The following is a 19,739-nucleotide window of genomic DNA, read 5'->3' on the forward strand; positions in this document are numbered from 1 at the left end:
AGACAAAAAAAGACACGGCAGATGTGCCGTGTCTTCTAATTTCGATGTCTAGCTCCAGGCGCCATCGGCCCTCTGGTCTAAGCCAATCGCTTCGGAAGGTAAAGTGCACCTTCTGTCAGCGATCGTCATATGCTGGTCGCCGATAAGCGGAAGCATTAAGCTTTTCTATTTATTGCGGATCGGATATAGAGCTTTTGTAACGGTCAGTGCATTTTTCTCCTCAATTTCTGATTTTCTTGGAATGGGTGGATAAATTGTAGGTTCATCATCCCAGAATGTAGGCAGGGATAATTTTGCCTGTGGCTGCCATTTATGGATCCAATCGATTGGAAGGGGGCCACTTATCTCCGATTTTTCAATCATTTCAAGCCAAATCAAAGACCATGCCCTTGGCACGACTCTCCAAATATCATAACCACCGCCACCAACTGCAATCCAGCGGCCATCACAATATTGATGAGCAAGCTTGTGGGCAAGCTTGGGAATTTCACGATAAATTTTCATCGTGGTCGACAAATGGGTTAACGGATCATAATAATGGGAATCCACGCCATTTTGTGTAAAAATCACATCTGGTTTGAAAAACTCGGTTACCTCTGTAAAAGCTGTGGTGTAGGCGTGTAACCATGATTCATCCTCAGTGAACGCATCTAACGGGACATTGAAAGAATAGCCATAGCCTTTGCCTGAGCCTCTTTCAGTCACGTTTCCTGTACCGGGAAATAGATATCTTCCTGTCTCATGAACGGAAAGAGTACATACATCAGGATCATCATAAAATGTCCATTGAACTCCATCCCCATGATGTGCATCTGTATCAACATAAAGTACTCTTACATTATATTTTTTTTGCATGTAGCGAATGGCAACAGAACTGTCATTGTACACACAGAATCCGGAGGCCTTCCCACGGAATCCATGATGTAGTCCACCACCAAGATTAAGAGCGTGTTTGGATTTGCCAGACATGACATGGTCAACCGCAGAAAGAGTAGCACCAACCAATAAGGCGCTTGCTTCGTGCATCCCTGGAAAAATAGGCGTATCCTCAGTGCCGATTCCATAGCTATGTCCTATTTCTTCGGAGAGTTTTCCTTCTCCAGCTAACTTAACCGCTTCGATAAACCTAGGATCATGGACAAGCTGCAATTCTTCATCTGTTGCAATTCTAGGTGGTATGATATCTGAGTCATCTAACAAGCCCAGACTTTTGAGTAAATCATATGTAAGCTTAACCCTCGTTTGGTTAAAAGGATGGTCATGGCTAAAGCGATATTTTAACAATTGATCGGAATAGACAAAAACTGATTCCTTCGTCATGATTAAAGCCCTGGGAGTGTTGGCCACATCAAAGTATAGCCTTCATTTTTCAGATTTGTAATGATGTTATTCGGATTCATTGTTTGGACGCGTAACACAAGTACTTTATAATTGGCATCCTTGTCAGGATACACAAGGACACTGTGAATATTAACATTATGATTTTTAATGATATTAACAACCTCTGCTAACGTACCTGCCCGATTTGGAACCTTAATTTCTAGCTGAGAGCCTGGTTGATTTGCACCAGTTAATTGTGCAAAGGTATGAAGTAAATCTGTTTCTGTAATAATTCCAACTAATTTTCCTTTAGATTCGATGGGAAGACAGCCAATACGATACTGGGAAAAGACAGCTGTGATTTCTTCAACAAAATCGAGAGGATGACCGGTTATCACGTCTTTTATCATTATCTCTTTAAGCGGTGTATCAAGGTTTTTTTCTTCGTTGGTAAAATCTAGGATGGAGGGCTTTGCATCACGAAGATCACGGTCGCTTATAAGCCCTATTATATGTTGATTAGTATCTACGATTGGAATATGACGAATTTTTTTTTCGTCCATCATTTTTATCGCAGTTGAAATGGAATCATTAGCTGATAAAGTTGTTACATTTTTTTTCATAATTTCTTCAACAATCATGTATATCCCCCTTACTGTTAATGAAGTTCAAAAGGAGGATGAAAAGGACCAAGAAGTTCGAGGCGGCGCTGCTTGGAGTACCGGAGCGTATGTATTAAATACGTGAGGAACGGAAAAGCAAGCCAACGAAGAAATTCGATGTGTCATTTTCATCGGACTTTTGAACATCCACTTAATACATGAATCGATTCATAAAGCGTAATCTGTCAAACCTTTCTACTGTATCTTGATTAACTCGTTTTCCAATTCGAGCCATTAAGCAATTGGCAGGATGTGAACTAATTTCAGGGTCATCTGTAGCAAACCATTCAAGTCCACCGGCACTCATCATTTTCTCCATTACCTTTCGATACTCCCAAACATTAAGTCCTGTACCTTTTAAGTCCCAGTGCCAATAATATTCAGTAGTTATGATCAGATAGTCCTCCATCCAATCGTCCATCATTGAAACGATCAATAGATTTTTTCCAACCCGACTACCGCGAAATTTTGGAATAACTTCAATTGCTCCTAATTCTATTAAATTTTCTATTTTTCCCTCAGACCAACGTTCAAGCGGATCTGGATAAAGATATGTAACATACCCAACAATGGTATTATGTTCTCTTGCAATAATAATTCTTCCTTCAGGTAGATCAGCAATTTCGATCAAAGCCTTATGTTGTTGGTTTGGAGTACGAAAAGCTACAAGGTCTTCGTGAAATTCGTAGCTTGCAAGGGTCTCACCAGTTATGGGTCCTTCTATAATTAGCGTACCACTAGGGGTTTTTAGTTCCTTAGCATTATACGTTTTCTTATGCTCCACAATGTCACCACCATTCCTAAAGTCATATTCATTATACAATCAATCTAGTAAAAGTGAAGCGTTTTCAGACTCTATTACAGTTATTATACAATTTTACAGAAAAATAATATATAAACAAAATTTTAAAAATTGAGAAAAGGTGAATTTTATTTTATAATAGAATAGTAAATAACTTACATAAAGGGGAAATGTACAGTGAAAGTGGAAGCGTTACCAGCAACTAAGGGGAATTATAATTTAAAAGATTATGATGAAGCATATGCGAATTTTGATTGGGCGGAGGTAGAATCGAACTTTTCTTGGTCTGAAACAGGTAGAGTTAATATTGCCTATGAAGCTATTGACCGCCATGCTGAGGGTGTAAGGAAAAATAAGATTGCCCTTTATTATCGTGATTCTGCTCGTGATGAGAAGTATACATTTAAAGAAATGAAAGAATATACAAACCGTGCAGCTAACGTCTTAAAACAAGCTGCCGATGTTGAAAAAGGTGACCGCGTATTTGTGTTTATGCCCCGCTCTCCTGAATTGTATTTTGCAGTATTAGGGGCGATTAAATTAGGAGCAATCGTTGGTCCGCTTTTTGAAGCATTCATGGAAGGTGCTGTACGTGATCGTTTAGATGATAGTGATGCAAAAGTGATCGTCACTACTCCAGATTTAGTAGACCGGGTTCCTTTTAATGAATTACCTGCATTAAAGCATATTGTTTTAGTAGGAGAAAATGTAACAGAGGATGGCCCTTTTATTGATTTTCTTGGTCGGTTAAAAACAGCAAGTAAAGAGCTAGAAATCGAATGGGTCGAGAGAACGGATGGCATGCTCTTACACTATACTTCAGGTTCCACAGGTAAGCCAAAGGGAGTCCTGCATGTTCATAATGCGATGATTCAGCAATACCAAACAGCAAAATGGATTCTTGATTTAAAGGAGGATGACATTTACTGGTGTACAGCTGACCCTGGGTGGGTAACAGGAACCTCATATGGCATTTTTGGTCCTTGGCTAAATGGAGCATCCAACGTAATCGTAGGAGGACGCTTTAGCCCGGAAAACTGGTACCAAACAATTGAGGATTACGGCATTACCGTTTGGTATAGTGCTCCAACCGCATTTAGAATGTTAATGGGCGCTGGGGACGAACTTGTAAAGCAATTTGATTTACGCTCGTTGCGCCATGTATTAAGTGTTGGGGAGCCGTTAAACCCTGAAGTTGTCCGTTGGGGAGTAAAGGTCTTCAATTTACGCATTCACGATAACTGGTGGATGACAGAAACAGGCGCCCAGTTGATTAGTAATTACCCTTGTATGGAAATTAAGCCAGGCTCTATGGGTAAACCATTCCCAGGAATAAACGCAGCCATTGTCGATGACCAAGGCAATGAATTACCTCCAAATCGTATGGGTAATTTGGCGATTAAAAAGGGTTGGCCGTCCATGATGTATCAAATTTGGAACAATCCAGCCAAATATGAATCGTATTTTATGCCAGGTGATTGGTATGTATCAGGGGACTCGGCATATATGGATGAAGACGGTTATTTCTGGTTCCAAGGTCGTGTGGATGATGTAATTATGACCTCTGGTGAGCGAGTTGGGCCTTTTGAAGTTGAAAGCAAGCTCGTGGAACATCCTGCAATCGCAGAAGCAGGTGTAATCGGAAAGCCAGATCCTGTACGAGGAGAAATTATTAAGGCATTCGTCGCATTAATTGATGGCTATGAAGCGACAGACGAATTAAAAGAAGAAATTAGGGATTTTGTGAAAAAAGGATTAGCTGCCCATGCAGCACCTCGTGAAATTGAGTTCAAGGACAAACTTCCAAAAACTCGTAGCGGTAAAATCATGAGACGTGTTCTTAAAGCATGGGAGCTTGATTTGCCAACTGGCGACCTATCAACAATGGAAAATTAAATCCAAAAAGAAAGAGGTGATCCAATTGATCACCTCTTTTTCTATCCTTTAATTTTCTCCGTTATCTTTGCCCTTACCATTGCCCTTACCATTTCCGTTATTGCCATTGTTACCATTATTTTCTCCCTCTGCTGGAGGAGTTGGTGGCGGAGCAATAACTTCTGGTTCTGGTTGATAATCGCCACTCTTAAGTAAAACTGAATTTGCAAGTGGTGTCTCTTTACCGGTGACATCAACGGCAGTGACATAATAAGCTCCAACGGCATTACCAACATTAAATTGTAAATCTTTCGTAGCAGGTATACTTCCAATCTTCTTGAAATCTGCTGTGAAATTAGCAGCGCCATAAATTCGATAACCAATCACATCATTGTGTTCATGTTTTGCCCATCTTAATATGCCAGAAGAAATCGATGCACCTTGTACTTGTGAAGGAACTGAGCCATTGTCTTGAAGTTCTTCTGTTTCTGTTACGACAAGATTGCTCCAACGGCTATTTTTAGGGAGTAACTGCGCAATTGCTTTAGAATCCTTCAAGTCGTGTTCCTCTAGAAATTCCTTCTTGATCATAATACCTTCTTGGACAAATTCCTGTGGAGCACTCGCTGGAACACGATATGCTTTCCCATCTACTTCAATGTACTTACCTTTAACAAGATTGTCATCAACCTTTGTTGGAACAAATTTCGCATTAAAAATGTCAGATTGAACGAGACCAGCTTCCCGACATAAATCAGATGGAAGTAAGCCTGAAATTCCACAGTAAGAACGTGATACGATTCCCCCAGGCATTTTAAAGTTTTCTTTTGGTTGAACAAGTTCAGGCTTTATATCATATACAGCGTTCATTTGTTGCGCCCAAAGAAGAATACTTCTTCTTGAATAGGATAGTCCCTTGTAGTTTGAAGGTATTGATTTTGGTGTATCATATCCCATCCATATTCCCATCGTTACATTTGGATTTGTTGCAACAAACCATACGTCTTGAACGAAGTTTGTTGTACCTGTTTTACCTGCCCAATCCGCATTAAACTTTAAATAACCATTTAGGGATGCAGCAGTACCGCCATTAATAACATCACGCATCATATCGATTGTTAAATACGCAGTCTGTGGAGAAAATACATCAACAGGATTCGTCTCATGCTGATACACGACGTCACCATCTTTTGTAACAATCTTTTCGATCATATAAGCATCTATAAACTTACCATCATTAGCAAATGTAGCAAACGCATTTGTATTCTCTTCAACAGAAACACCATATGTCATCCCGCCAATGGCTAGTGATGGTGCATGATAATCATTTTTATCTAAGGAAGTGAATCCCATTTTCTCTAAAAACGTAATTGGACGTTGATCAAAGGCTTTTAAATAAGTCTTGATCGCCGGTATATTCTTTGAGATTTGTAATGCGTGCCTTACGGACATTAAACCATCAAAGTCGTTTGGACCCCCAACGTTTTGAGGTGAGTACTTACCATAAGTAAATTTCACATCTGCAATGACACTTCCCGGTTGAGCTAATCCTAATTCCATAGCTGGTGCATAGGCCAAGAGTGGTTTCATAGTCGAACCATTTGGACGAGGACTAAAAGTATGGTTTGTTTGTTCACGTTCGAAATCACGTCCGCCCACGAAACTAATAATTTTTCCTGTCTTATTTTCAATTAGCACAGAACCCGTTTCTTCCGGTTCATAAACTTTTCCTTTTTCACCGGTTTCCTTATCAATAACCTTTGTTTCCGGTTGATCTGGACCAAAATATTGATAGTTTTTTACGACCTCTTGCATTGTGTCAAAAATTTCCTTGTCAATAGTGGTATGGACTTTATATCCATTTTGACGAAGGTTTCTATCAGCTATATAGTAGTAGTGACTTCGAAGATCCTTGTTTTCTTCAAGATCTTTTTCCTCGTACCCATCATCTTTAGCCAATTTTTTCATTAAAATATCAGTGGCGCGTTTTTCTACTTCAGCCGTTAACCAAGGATATTTTTCTGCAGGTTCTGATTTTGGTGGAACAAGGTTTCCACGAATATCATATGCGAGCGCTTCCTCATATTGCTGCTGGGTGATGAACCCGCCTGTAAGCATACGCTCCAAGACTGTTTTCATTCGGTTAAGACCAGGTTCTAAGTTTTCTTTTACCTTACCTCCTTGATTTGAGAAAGGAGTATATACATATGGGTTTTGAGGTAGACCGGAAATAAAAGCGGCTTGTGGCAGGTTTAAATCCTTTGCATCTACTCCAAAAATCCCTTGAGCGGCTGTTTGAACCCCGGCAATATTTCGACCTGATGAATTTCGTCCATAAGGAATAATGTTTAAATAAGCTTCTAGTATTTCATCTTTATCAAAAAACTTCTCAAGTCGTAATGCAATTAAGATTTCCTTTGCTTTCCGATCAAACGATACTTCATTTGATAAAATTTGGTTCTTAATCAATTGCTGTGTTAGTGTACTTCCCCCAGTTTGGATGGGTGAACCTGTTACATCCTGGACGATGGCACGTAAAATTGACTTTGGAACTACTCCATCATGCTTATAGAAGTACTGATCTTCGGTTGCAATAACAGCATCCTTGACATATTGAGAAATATCATTAAGCGACACTTCTTCACGGTGGAGGTCTGCTCGCAATTGGCCAAGATAGACTTCGTTTGCAAAGTACACCTCTGTATTTTCTTCGTAATTATAGATATCTTTCTGTAGAGCATCATAGCTTCGAACAGGTTCGTCCTTTACTAGAGATGCAAAGTATCCAGCACCTGCTCCTCCGGCAAACCCGAGACCAAGAAGACCGATTATAAAGAAGAGTAAAAATAAATTCCATACAACGCCGTATGTAACTCTTATACCTTTACGGGTCTTTTTACCACCTATAGTTCTAACTACTTTATTTGATGTGACTCTCTGCCAAAAAGAGTTCATTTTTTCAAATTTCTGTGATTTATTGAAATTCATAATCATCCCCCTAAAAATCCAAGTTTATTATAGCATATACAATAGTAACTTTAGTATTTTTTTATGAATTTCCAGTTTTTAATTTGACAATATTAGACGGAATGTGATAGAAAAACCTTATTATATGGTGAAAAGGAGATTCGAAATTTAATGAATGTTATTCAGGATTTGACCTATAGGGGCCTTATCAATCAAATAACGGATGAAGAAGGCTTACAGAATATATTAGCCAATGAAAAGATTAAATTGTATTGTGGATTTGATCCAACCGCAGATAGCTTACATATTGGCCATTTAGTAGGAATTTTAACATTGAGACGATTCCAATTGGCTGGACATCAGCCGATTGCTTTAGTTGGTGGCGCTACTGGTCTAATTGGTGATCCAAGTGGTAAAAAAGCGGAAAGAACGTTAAATCCGAAAGAGGTTGTTGTACAATATAGTAATAGCATCAAGGAGCAGCTTTCTCGCTTTTTAGATTTCGAAGCAGAAGGAAATCCTGCCGAAATTGCGAATAACTATGATTGGATCGGAAGCTTAGACTTAATCACTTTCTTGCGTGATATCGGAAAGAGTTTTGGACTAAATTATATGCTTGCAAAAGACTCAGTCCAGTCTCGTTTAGATGCCGGTATATCGTTTACTGAGTTTAGTTATATGATTTTACAATCCTACGACTTTCTAAAGCTGTATGAAAATGAAGGTTGCCGACTTCAAATCGGTGGAAGTGACCAATGGGGAAATATCACAGCTGGACTAGAATTAATCCGTAAGACAGTAGAGGATGCAAAAGCTTATGGTCTAACCATTCCACTTGTAACGAAGTCTGACGGAACTAAGTTTGGTAAAACAGAAGGTGGAACAATTTGGTTAGATAAAGAAAAAACGTCACCATATGAGTTTTATCAATTCTGGGTCAATACGGATGACCGTGATGTTGTTCGTTATTTAAAATATTTTACATTCCTTTCAAAAGAGGAAATTGAAAACCTTGAAACGGAAATCCAAAATGCACCAGAAAAGCGCTTAGCACAAATGACTTTGGCAGAAGAGGTAACAAAATTAGTTCATGGAGAGGCTGCACTTGAGCAAGCGGTGAAGATTTCTTCAGCATTGTTCAGTGGATCAATAAGTGAATTAAGTGCCGAGGAAATTAAGCAAGGCTTTAAGGATGTCCCTTCTTATGAATTTGACGGAGAAGCAGAGGTTAGCTTAGTTGATTTGTTAGTCATGAGTAAAATATCACCATCGAAGCGTCAGGCGCGTGAGGATATTGGAAATGGAGCCATTTATGTAAATGGTGAGAGAATCCAAGAAGTAGATGCGGTACTTTCGGGGCAACATCGAATCGAAGGACAATTCACTGTAATCCGTAGAGGTAAGAAAAAGTATTTCTTAATCAAATACTAGAAAACTAAGGTGTTCCTATTCGGAGCACCTTAATTTGTTTTTGAAATAAAAAGAGGAAAGGGATGTCCCTTTCCTCTTTAAGAAGATTAACGTGAGTAGAACTCAACGATGAATGCTTCGTTAATTTCAGCTGGTAATTCAGAACGCTCAGGTAAACGAGTGAAAGTTCCTTCTAATTTCTCAGCATCAAAAGTTAAATATTCTGGTACAAAAGTAGTACCTTCGATTGCTTCTTTGATTGTTACAAGGTTACGTGATTTTTCACGAACTGCAATAGTTTGACCAGGTTTTACACGGTAAGATGGAATATCAACACGTTTTCCATCGACAAGAATATGACCATGGTTAACTAATTGACGAGCTGCACGACGAGTACGTGCAAGACCAAGACGGTAAGCTAGGTTATCTAAACGTGATTCAAGAAGAATCATGAAGTTTTCACCAAGAACGCCTTGCATTTTGCTTGCATTGACGAATGTATTGTAGAATTGACGCTCATTCATTCCGTACATATGACGAAGCTTTTGCTTTTCTTGTAATTGTAAACCATATTCAGAAAGCTTCTTGCGTTGGTTTGGACCATGTTGTCCAGGAGCGTAAGGACGCTTTTCTAATTCTTTACCAGTACCACTTAATGAGATTCCAAGACGACGGGATAATTTCCAGCTTGGACCAGTATAACGAGCCATGAATGACTCCTCCTTCAATGTTTTTATTTTGTTGTAAAATAAAAACAGATGTGCTAGATGTTCTCGAATATTTTGTTTTCATGTACCTTCGCCCTAGCAGCCAAGGGTTACGTGATACACCATCTATGGACCAAAACCCATCAGAGGAACAAAATAGAACAAAAACCTACTCACATTTGCTGCGATATTTTACACAACGATCATTATATGATTTTTAGAAAAGGAAGTCAAGTTTTCATGAAAATATACATAAGTCGGCAATAATCACTTTATTTTTTGCTAAAATTCAATTTTTAACAAGATTATTGTAATAAATTTGTATTTTTTAAGATATAATGAAACATTTTTCGTACTTTATCGATTATAATGGATGTATAAAGTACTAATATCAGATGGGTGATTAATTGTGAAGTTTCCAAATGAAGAATTAAGATATGAGCAGCTATTTAGAGTAACCTCGAAGTTTCATTCAACGATGGATATTGATGCTGTGCTTGAAGAGGTTATAAATACATTAAAAGATGTATACCCATCATTTACATATACCTTATTTCTTGCACATGATAACACGAGGCATAAAGTTATTCCAATTAAAGATATAAAAGAATATGAACATGGAGAAAATTTGCCCGTTATGCAAGCGTTTGTAACGGGAAACTTGCAGTTTGAAAATTTGGTTGCTGATAAAATGTCCATTATTAATGCCCCGCTAAAAGGACGCCAAGGAGTGTATGGAGTACTTCAAATCAATGCTCATGATGTGTTAGAATTTCCTAAATCAGAAATTCAGTTTATTGAATTATTGGCAAACACAGCTGGACATGCATTCGAAAATGCACAGCTATACCAACAATCAAAACAATTAATTGCAGATCTTCAATTAATTAACGAAACTTCACATAAATTAAATTCGAATTTGCGATTAACAGATACATTGACATTCATGTCATCCCAAATCAAAAATTCTTTTGGTGCCAATGAGGTAGGTTTCTTTTTACAATCGAATGAGCAAATAGAGGTACTTCCTGGAAGTACTGCTTTTTTTGAAGAAGGGTACGGGGAGTCCTATGTTTTATATAGCCTTGATCGGATCTTAACAGAAAAAGAGCCTCTTTTCATTGGAGATTTACAGGCTGCCCCAGCCTTAAGTAGGTCCCCTTATCGTTCTATGATGTCCGTTCCAATGGTACAGCGGAATGAAATCTTGGGGGTTGCAATTGTCTTACATGAAAAACCATATTACTTTTCTTTCGATAAATTTAAGCTACTCCAATCATTAATTCACCATTCATCCTTAGCTTTTACAAATTCAATTCTTCGAGAGGAACTTGAAAAGTTAGTGATTACTGATTATTTAACAAAGCTATATTCACGCAATCACTTAGAGGATTGTGTTCAGGAATCATTGGAATCAGACGCGTTTGGTACGTTTATATTAATTGATATTGATGATTTCAAAGGAATCAATGACACATACGGTCACCAAGTAGGGGATGAAGCGCTCGTTCAAATTGCCAATCTCATTAAGGAAAACATTCGCGATAATGATATTGGTGCAAGATGGGGCGGGGAAGAATTGGCAATTTACTTGCCTAGAGTAGGTTTATCTTCAGGGATTGCCGTTGCCGAGCGACTTGGAAAAAGGGTCGAGCAGCAATCAAATCCAAAAGTAACGATTTCATGTGGTGTGGCAACGTGGTCCAAGGAAAGCAAAGAAACTTTCCAAAGACTTTTCCACCGCGCAGATAATGCCTTATATGTAGCCAAACAATCAGGGAAAAATAAAGTTATTGCAAGTGAGAATAAAGTGATCGAGGGACATTCTTAGTAGGATGTCTCTCTTTTGTTCGTTCATTGGAGAACGAATCTGTCCAAATAGCACTGTAAAAAAACCTAGTAAACCCCTACGAAATAAGAAAACGCTTTCAAAACAAGCATACTTGTCATATGCTAATTATATAATTAGAAGTTTTAAGGGGGATAAGGGAGCATGTGCAATGAAGGTAAAGGTTTTGATACACTAGCGATTCACGGTGGTGGTACGAATTCGCCGAATGGGAGCTTAACACCACCACTTTACCAGACGTCAACCTTCACTTTTGAAACAGCAGAACAAGGAGAAGCACGTTTTGCTGGTAATGAGGAAGGGTATATATATTCACGTTTGGGCAATCCGACGGTAAAGCTTTTAGAAGAAAGGATTTCCATACTGGAAGGTGGGGAGGCTGGACTTTCATTTGGTTCAGGAATGGCTGCAGTATCCGCTGTGTTACTTGTCTTAACAAAATCGGGTGATCATATCCTTTGTTCACAAGGACTATATGGATGTACTTTTGGGCTTCTTCAAATGATGAAGGAGAAGTACAATATCGAACATGATTTAAGTGATATGGACGAAGAAGAAGAGATTCTTTCAAAAATAACTCCGACTACAAAATTAATCTACATCGAGACTCCAATTAATCCAACCATGAAACTCATTGACTTACAAAAAGTTGTTAAAATTGCTAAACAGCAGCATATCCCAGTTGTCGTTGACAATACCTTCTGTTCACCATATTTGCAGCAACCAATAAAATTAGGATGCGATATTGTCGTTCATAGTGCAACAAAGTATATCGGAGGTCATGGTGATGTTATCGCCGGACTTGTTGTCGGAAAAAAGGAATTTATTCATCAAGTCGCAATGACAACGAAAAAGGATATAGGTGGGATTATGTCCCCATTCGATGCCTGGCTTTTACTTCGCGGGTTAAAAACACTTCCAGTAAGGATGGATCGTCATTGTGACAATACGGAGAAAATTGCCACTTTATTAAAAGAGCATGAAAATGTAGAGCAAATTTTTTATCCGGGAGATACAGACAGTTCTAACTACGAGATTATGAAAAAACAAATGCGTAAGCCTGGCGGATTAATTTCCTTTACAATCAAAGGCTCAAAAAAGGATGCGCAAAATATATTAAATCGGCTGAAATTAATTAAAATTGCAGTGAGTCTTGGTGATACAGAAACCCTTATCCAGCATCCAGCAACCATGACACACGCAGTTGTTCCGGAAGAAGCAAGATTGAGGATGGGAATAACCGATGATTTAATTCGACTATCAGTTGGATTAGAAGCATGGGAGGATATTTGGGAAGATTTAAATCAAGCATTAAACGGATAATCAAAAGGCCAGTGGGAAATGTCCACTGGCAAATTTTTTATATATGATTTTCTAAAACTTTCACAAATTCTTCTAGGCATTGTTGGTCGACTTCATCAAAGCGTTCTTTGATTGGACTGTCGATGTCTAACACACCAAATACTTCACCATTCTTCATAATTGGAACAACAATTTCTGATTGGGAAGCACTGTCACATGCAATATGTCCTGGGAAAAGATGAACGTCTGCAACTCTTTCAGTCTTTTGGTTTTGTGCTGAAGTGCCACAAACTCCGCGTCCCATCGGAATTCGTACACATGCAGGCAAGCCGTTGAAAGGTCCAAGGACAAGTTCATTGCCTTTCTTAATATAAAAACCGACCCAATTAATATTATCTAAAAACTGGTTAAGCAATGCAGAGGCATTTGCTAAGTTTGCGATTTGGTCTTCTTCACCTTCTAGTAAAGCTTGGAGTTGTTTTGTTAAAAGCTGATAGTTTTCTGCCTTATTGCCTTTATAATGTTCGACATGAAACATGATTGTTCCCCTCCATTTGAGTTATTCCAACATAAATTATACTAAATAATAGCTTATCGTGCGTGACTTGTCGATAAAATCTTAAAGGAATCTGCCTATCCTTAGCGAAATTTATACAGTATTAAGGGTAAGGTGGGTTGGTTATGAAAAGTAAAAACATGAAACAAAAAATTATAGATTCATCTGTTTTTTTATTTAATACAAAGGGCTTTGATGGTACAACAGTTCGTGAAATTGCGAAAAAAGCGAATTGTAATGTTGCCAATATCTCTTATTATTTTGGGAATAAAGAAGGTTTACTTGAGTATCTTGTTTCCACGTACTTAGAGGGATATTTGACACTTGTCGAGCATGCCTACATTGAATTGGATAATCGAACTGCCAGAGAATGTTTATTACTAGCGATCAGAGGCATTATGGAATACCAAAAGGAAAATCGACAGTTATCACGATTTGTCCAAAGGGAGATTACCTTTGATACCACATTGATTCGTGAAATCATGACCACCTATATGGCGAAGGAAAAATACTATTTTCAAACCATTTTTGAAACTGGGATGAAACAACAGGAATTTGCCCTTATTCCAATACCTTATGCCATTATGCAATTAAAGGGTATGCTATCGATGCCATATTTACATCCTCAATATATGGCAGAGGTTCTACATTTAATGCCTTATGAACTGTATGTTAGTGAACAATATTGCCATGAAATTGAGAAATGGGTCAACACGACTATCTGTAGACAACCACAAGCCGTGAAAAATAAAGTAACGCCAATGCCTGTTAATATGTAGTCGGCGAAACTAGAACCGCTTCTTTATATAAATCATCAAACCCTTGATTGAGATCCTTCCTGCTGTGGGCATCGGAACCATAGACAAGAGGGATTTTTCGTTTTATGGCCTCTTTAATGATTTGTTCAGGAGGATATACCTCCCGGCAAAGAGGCTTATTCATACCAGCCCCATTGTAGTCCAATGAAAGCCCTTGTTCAGCAATCCTGTCTAATATCTTGTTTATTTTCTCGTTGAAGCTTTTAGGTGTAGGAAATTTTTTTTGAAACTTATGCACAAGCGTCATATGACCAATTCTTTTTGGTTTAAACTGTCCAAGATCAGTTGTGATTGAACGTAGTAATGTATCATAATATGCTTCATATACGGCCTCTACTGATGAATAATCTTGTATCATAGTTGCGAACGTATCAGGACTATAATCGAGACAATAGTACTGATCCCTTTTTCTAAGGAAATGAACAGATAGAATACTATCATTCAAATATCGACCATACTCGGTTAAAAAGTCTTTTGTATCTTCTTCATACCCCTCAATATAGTCTACCTCCAAACCGATATTAATTTTAATGTCGGATGCAAACTTATTTTGAAGCTCTAATAAAGTCGTAAAATAGTGATCTAATTCATTTGCGTCCATTCCACTATCCTTATCGGGTGTCGGATCGATAAATCGTGCTGGAAGTGGAGCATGCTCTGTGAATGAAATTTCATCAAAACCTAATTGAAGAGCACGTGCAATATAATCCTCAAATGCATCCTTCGTACCGTGTGGACAGAAGGGCGTGTGGACATGGCCATCTGCTTTCATCGACAAATCCCTCATTTTCTATAAAATTTGTAAAAAATTTTAAAAGTTTTAGTCAAAAATTGTCGTTTACATGGTATCATAAATACATTATAAAAACATTTAATTCAATTTATATATAAATAATACATAAATGTTTAGAACGAGATTGATTGGGAGCAAGGAGGCCAAATTATGGAAATCATAATCGGCATAATCGTAGTAGTAGGTATAGTTGCCATTTTTGGTTTTTATTCGAGAAAAAAGATATATAAAGAAGTTGATAGGCTAGAAGCCTGGAAGATAGATATGATGAACCGGCCAGTTACCGATGAAATAGCAAAGGTAAAAGATCTGAACATGACAGGTCAAACTGAGGAATTATTTGAACGCTGGCGAAAACAGTGGGATGAGATTGTCACTGGTGCACTTCCCGATGTCGAGGAATTATTATTTGATGCTGAAGATTTAGCAGATAAATATCGTTTTGGAAAAGCGAAACGAGTACTCGCTCAAATTGATGCCATTTTGAATGATGCCGAAAGCAATATTGCGGTCATCTTAGATGAACTTAAAGATTTAGTAGGCAGTGAAGAAAAAAATCGTGTAGAAGTGGATGAATTAAATCAATTATATCGTGAGTTGAAAAAGAATTTACTTGCACACCGACATACTTTTGGTCATGCAGAAAAACAGCTTGAAACGAAGCTAGAAGGTATTTATGGGAAATTTAAGGAATTTGAAGAAGCTACCACTAATGGTAATTATTTTGAAGCAAGAGAAATCGTACTTATCATAAAGGATGTTCTTGCCGTAACGAAGCAACAGATGGACGAAATCCCTCATTTGCTACATGAATGTCAGAGCGTGATTCCGAACCAATTAAATGAAGTTTCAGAAGGATACAGCCAAATGGAACAGGAAGGCTATTCTCTTGAACATCATCAAATTGAAAAAGAAATTGAAAGAATGAAAAAACAATTAACTACGTATATTACTTTGGTTGAAGAACTTAAGCTTGAAGATGTAAAAAAAGGGTTGGATGAAACTCGAGAATCACTCGATACAATCTATGATTTACTTGAAGCGGAAGTAAAGGCGAATCAGTTTGTTAAAAACGAGGTTGAAAAAATAGAACAGGATCTTGAAGATTTAATTGAAGGCAGTAAGAGTACAGAGGAAGAAACATCATTTGTGCAGCAAAGCTATCATGTAAATGACCATGATCTTGACCGACATCGTAATATCGTGAAACAAATCAAGCAACTAGTAAAACAATATGTTACGATCCAAGCGAAGCTTGAGGAAGACCAAATTGCCTATTCTTTAATTCGAACTGAACTTGAAGAAGTTTATGGTAAGATTCAAGATGTAAAGGAAGAGCATTTACAATACTCAGAAATGCTAAAAACCCTTCGCAAGGATGAACTCCATGCAAGAGAACAAATTTTAGAAATGAAGAAACAGCTTGCTGATGCAAAACGCCTTATTTCAAAAAGTAATATCCCAGGGCTGCCGGTTAAATATTCTGAGCTTATGTCCGAAGCGAAATTATCTCTAACGCAAGTTATGTCAACACTTGAGGAAAAACCACTAAACATGAATACAGTAAATCAAGCCTTACAAAATGCACTTGATTTAATTTCACAAACACATAAAAACACTGAAGAAATGATAGAGCAAGTATATCTTGCAGAAAAAGTCATTCAATATGGAAATCGATATCGTAGCCGAAATCCAAAAATAGCGGTAAGTTTACTTGAAGCTGAAAGCTCCTTTAGGAATTTTGAATACGCACTTGCACTAGAGCAAGCAGCAACTGCAATTGAGGACATGGACCCGGGAGCACTAAAGAAGATTGAAGTATTGCTTGAAGACGATAGTGAATAAACAAAGGACCTCAAATTATTGGGGTCCTTACCTTTTTTATTTAGATGAATTTATGGTATGATTTTGATTGCAAATAATGCTTAGTAGGGGAAATTAGATGATTTATTTAGATAATAGTGCAACAACGAAACCATTTGATGATGTAATTGATTCGTATATTAAAGTGGCAGCTAATTATTTTGGTAATCCCTCATCCTTGCATGGAATTGGCGGACAAGCCGAAAAGCTTTTAAGTCAGTCACGTTCACAAATTGCCTCACTTTTACATGTAAAACCGCAGGAGATTATTTTTACATCCGGAGGTTCAGAGGGGAATAATTTTGCAATTAAGGGGATTGCTTTACAATATCAAAATCGAGGCAAACATATTGTTACAACATCAATTGAGCATCCTTCTATAAGTGAAGCCTGCAAACAATTAACTGACCTTGGATTTGAAATAACCTATCTTCCAGTTGATGAGAATGGTGTCGTATCGATTGAAGATTTAAAAGATGCACTCCGTGAAGATACGATTTTAGTTTCGATTATTCATGTGAATAATGAAGTTGGCTCAATCCAACCCATTGAAGATATCGGCAAGCTTTTAGAAAAGTATCCGAAGATTATTTATCATGTTGACCATGTCCAAGGAATCGGTAAAACGTATCTAGATTTTAATAAGGCGAAACTTGATTTATGTACGATTTCAGGGCATAAGTTTAATGGACTTAAAGGAACTGGAGTGCTTTTCGTCCGCCAAGGAATGCGAATTAAATCCTTAATCGCTGGTGGGGACCAAGAAATGCAAAATAGGGCGGGTACAGAAAATGTAGCCGGATTTGTTGCCCTTGCAAAAGCATTAAGGTTGACGATAGAGAAAAGGGATGAAAATATCAAACATCTAACAAATCTTAAAAAAGCGATTATCGAAAAATTAATGGAAATGAATGGAGTCAAGATTCACACACCTGTTGAATGTAGCGCTCCACATATTATTAATTTTTCAATCGATGGGTTAAAGCCCGAGGTATTTGTCCATTTATTGGAGGAAAAAGAAATTTATGTTTCAACTACTTCCGCCTGTTCATCGAAAAAAAATGAACCGAGCAAAACGTTGCTTGCAATGGGAGTGCCTGAAGTTCAAGCGAATAGCTCGATTCGAATTAGCCTATCCCACCAAAATCAATTAGATGAAGTTCCAATTTTATGTAGTGCTATTGAAAAGTCAATCCAGAAATTACAAAATGTTATGGGGGAAAGAAATGGAATATGATCACATTATAATACGATTTGGCGAAATCACAACAAAAGGCCGAAATCGTAATTTGTTCATTAATAAGCTTTTAAATCAGATAGTAAAAAAGCTTTCAAAATACAGCGGGCTCAAGTTTGAAAAAACAAGAGACAGAATTTATATCAAGCTTAACGGAGAACCCCATGAGGATATTGTCGAAGTTCTCAAAAATATCATTGGGATTCAGTCCTTTAGTTTAGCTTTAAAGGTTGTAAGTGAAATTGACCATATTAAACAAGGCGTTCTAGCAGCCTTCAAACAAATGGATCATGAAGGAAAGTCATTCAAAATATCAGCTAGACGATCTGACAAAAAATTTCCACTTGATTCGAATCAGTTAAATGATGAATTAGGGTCACATATTTTAAAGAATGTTAAGGGAATCTATGTAAATGTGCATACTCCTGATATCAATATGCGTGTTGAGGTTCGTAAGGAAGCAACGTACATTACCTTTAAGGATGAGGTAGGTTTAGGAGGACTTCCGGTCGGATCAAGCGGGAAAGCCATGCTTATGCTTTCAGGGGGCTTTGATAGTCCTGTTGCAGGCTATTTAGCAATGAAACGTGGATTAACGGTTGAAGCTGTGCATTTTCATAGCCCTCCATACACAAGTGAACGTGCACGCCAAAAGGTGATAGACCTTGCACAGCAGCTTACTGATTTTTCCGGAACAATTAAGCTGCATATCGTGCCATTTACTGAGATTCAGACAACGATACAAAGCCAAATTCCGGAAAACTATTCATTGATTTCAACAAGACGGATGATGCTTCGAATCACCGATGAGATTAGAAGAAGACGCAATGCGCTAGCGATTGTAACTGGAGAAAGCCTTGGACAAGTGGCCAGTCAGACGTTGGAAAGTATGCATGTCATTAACAATGTTACAAATACACCAATTATTCGACCACTTGTCACTGTAGATAAGTTTCATATTATTGATATCGCAAAGCAGATCAATACACATGATATTTCAATTCGACCATTTGAGGACTGCTGTACCATTTTCACACCTGCGTCCCCAAAAACTAGACCAAGACTTGAAAAAGTAACACATTATGAAAGTTACACCGATTTTGAAAGCTTAATCGAAACAGCAGTTAATGAAACCGAAGTCCTTACACTAGATGGCTCAAAAAAAGAAGAAATTGAGAACCTATTCTAAATAGAAAATCATTCTTTTGTTGTGAACATTTACCAGTGACTTAAATGAATTATGCTTGTGGGTTTTACACATTCTATACTCACAAGGAGGTGAAGTCACATGGCAAACAACAATAGCAATCAACTTCTAGTAGCTGGTGCTCAACAAGCTATCGATCAAATGAAATATGAAATCGCTTCTGAGTTTGGTGTAAACCTTGGTGCTGACACAACTTCTCGCGCTAACGGATCTGTTGGTGGAGAAATCACGAAGCGTTTAGTATCTTACGCTCAATCACATATGGGCGGAGGAAACTTCTAAAAAATAAAATATATGGCTACAAGGACGGGCTCATACCCGTCCTTTTTTTCGTTTTTTTATTAACTTGGAATCAGATATTATAACCTGGT

The 19,739-nt window shown here is 37.8% G+C and carries 16 protein-coding genes; 9 read left to right on the forward strand and 7 right to left on the reverse strand.

What is annotated here, in order from left to right; all coding sequences use genetic code 11:
- Window positions 1-165: 165 nt before the first annotated feature.
- From V7112_RS21540 to V7112_RS21550, 3 genes are all read right to left on the reverse strand, one after another.
- Complete coding sequence (locus V7112_RS21540) at window positions 166-1,320, reverse strand: acetoin utilization protein AcuC (protein WP_335423621.1); 1,155 nt, start codon at window positions 1,318-1,320, stop codon at window positions 166-168.
- A gap of 2 nt (window positions 1,321-1,322) precedes the next feature.
- Window positions 1,323-1,961, reverse strand: a complete 639-nt coding sequence (locus tag V7112_RS21545) for an acetoin utilization AcuB family protein (RefSeq protein WP_335423623.1) — start codon at window positions 1,959-1,961, stop codon at window positions 1,323-1,325.
- Between the two features lie 172 nt (window positions 1,962-2,133).
- Complete coding sequence (locus tag V7112_RS21550; protein WP_335423625.1) at window positions 2,134-2,766, reverse strand: GNAT family N-acetyltransferase; 633 nt, start codon at window positions 2,764-2,766, stop codon at window positions 2,134-2,136.
- Window positions 2,767-2,961: 195 nt separating this feature from the next.
- On the opposite strand from V7112_RS21550, the gene acsA reads away from it, so the two are divergent.
- A complete protein-coding gene (acsA, locus tag V7112_RS21555) occupies window positions 2,962-4,680 on the forward strand; it encodes an acetate--CoA ligase (protein ID WP_335423627.1) in 1,719 nt (572 codons plus the stop codon).
- Window positions 4,681-4,728: 48 nt separating this feature from the next.
- On the opposite strand, the gene V7112_RS21560 is transcribed toward acsA, so the two are convergent.
- Window positions 4,729-7,647 carry a transglycosylase domain-containing protein gene (locus tag V7112_RS21560; protein ID WP_335423628.1) on the reverse strand — a complete coding sequence of 973 codons (2,919 nt, stop codon included), beginning with the start codon at window positions 7,645-7,647 and terminating at the stop codon, window positions 4,729-4,731.
- Window positions 7,648-7,797: 150 nt separating this feature from the next.
- On the opposite strand from V7112_RS21560, the gene tyrS reads away from it, so the two are divergent.
- Window positions 7,798-9,057: a tyrosine--tRNA ligase gene (gene tyrS, locus V7112_RS21565; protein ID WP_335423630.1), complete on the forward strand. Its 1,260-nt coding sequence runs from the start codon at window positions 7,798-7,800 to the stop codon at window positions 9,055-9,057.
- 86 nt (window positions 9,058-9,143) lie between these two features.
- Here tyrS and rpsD read toward each other — a convergent pair whose 3' ends face one another.
- A complete protein-coding gene (gene rpsD / locus V7112_RS21570; protein ID WP_335423632.1) occupies window positions 9,144-9,746 on the reverse strand; it encodes a 30S ribosomal protein S4 in 603 nt (200 codons plus the stop codon).
- Window positions 9,747-10,152: 406 nt separating this feature from the next.
- Between rpsD and V7112_RS21575 the strand changes: the two genes are divergently transcribed.
- Window positions 10,153-11,574: a sensor domain-containing diguanylate cyclase gene (locus V7112_RS21575; RefSeq protein ID WP_335423634.1), complete on the forward strand. Its 1,422-nt coding sequence runs from the start codon at window positions 10,153-10,155 to the stop codon at window positions 11,572-11,574.
- A 162-nt stretch (window positions 11,575-11,736) separates the two neighbouring features.
- Entirely contained in the window at window positions 11,737-12,915 is a 1,179-nt protein-coding gene (gene megL, locus V7112_RS21580) for a methionine gamma-lyase (RefSeq protein ID WP_335423636.1), read from the forward strand.
- Between the two features lie 37 nt (window positions 12,916-12,952).
- Here the strand turns inward: megL and V7112_RS21585 are convergent, their stop codons facing one another.
- Entirely contained in the window at window positions 12,953-13,432 is a 480-nt protein-coding gene (locus V7112_RS21585) for a GAF domain-containing protein (RefSeq protein ID WP_335423638.1), read from the reverse strand.
- A gap of 143 nt (window positions 13,433-13,575) precedes the next feature.
- On the opposite strand from V7112_RS21585, the gene refZ reads away from it, so the two are divergent.
- The gene (refZ, locus tag V7112_RS21590) at window positions 13,576-14,229 is read left to right on the forward strand and encodes a forespore capture DNA-binding protein RefZ (protein WP_335423640.1); all 654 of its coding nucleotides are present in this window, start codon (window positions 13,576-13,578) and stop codon (window positions 14,227-14,229) included.
- Here the strand turns inward: refZ and hisJ are convergent.
- Complete coding sequence (hisJ, locus tag V7112_RS21595; RefSeq protein ID WP_335423643.1) at window positions 14,219-15,040, reverse strand: histidinol-phosphatase HisJ; 822 nt, start codon at window positions 15,038-15,040, stop codon at window positions 14,219-14,221. The two genes, refZ and hisJ, sit on opposite strands and share 11 nt — an antisense overlap.
- A 171-nt stretch (window positions 15,041-15,211) precedes the next feature.
- On the opposite strand from hisJ, the gene ezrA reads away from it, so the two are divergent.
- The 4 genes from ezrA to V7112_RS21615 all read left to right on the forward strand — a co-directional run bounded on the left by ezrA (window position 15,212) and on the right by V7112_RS21615 (window position 19,650).
- Window positions 15,212-16,906: a septation ring formation regulator EzrA gene (gene ezrA, locus V7112_RS21600; RefSeq protein WP_335423645.1), complete on the forward strand. Its 1,695-nt coding sequence runs from the start codon at window positions 15,212-15,214 to the stop codon at window positions 16,904-16,906.
- A gap of 97 nt (window positions 16,907-17,003) precedes the next feature.
- A complete protein-coding gene (locus tag V7112_RS21605; RefSeq protein WP_335423647.1) occupies window positions 17,004-18,161 on the forward strand; it encodes a cysteine desulfurase family protein in 1,158 nt (385 codons plus the stop codon).
- Window positions 18,151-19,350: a tRNA uracil 4-sulfurtransferase ThiI gene (gene thiI, locus V7112_RS21610; RefSeq protein ID WP_335423649.1), complete on the forward strand. Its 1,200-nt coding sequence runs from the start codon at window positions 18,151-18,153 to the stop codon at window positions 19,348-19,350. The genes V7112_RS21605 and thiI overlap by 11 nt, the downstream gene beginning before the upstream one ends.
- Window positions 19,351-19,449: 99 nt before the next feature.
- Window positions 19,450-19,650, forward strand: a complete 201-nt coding sequence (locus V7112_RS21615; protein ID WP_335423651.1) for an alpha/beta-type small acid-soluble spore protein — start codon at window positions 19,450-19,452, stop codon at window positions 19,648-19,650.
- Window positions 19,651-19,739 lie beyond the last annotated feature (89 nt).

It is taken from the genome of Bacillus sp. JJ1566 (genome assembly GCF_036962685.1).
Lineage (GTDB): Bacteria > Bacillota > Bacilli > Bacillales > Bacillaceae_L > Ferdinandcohnia.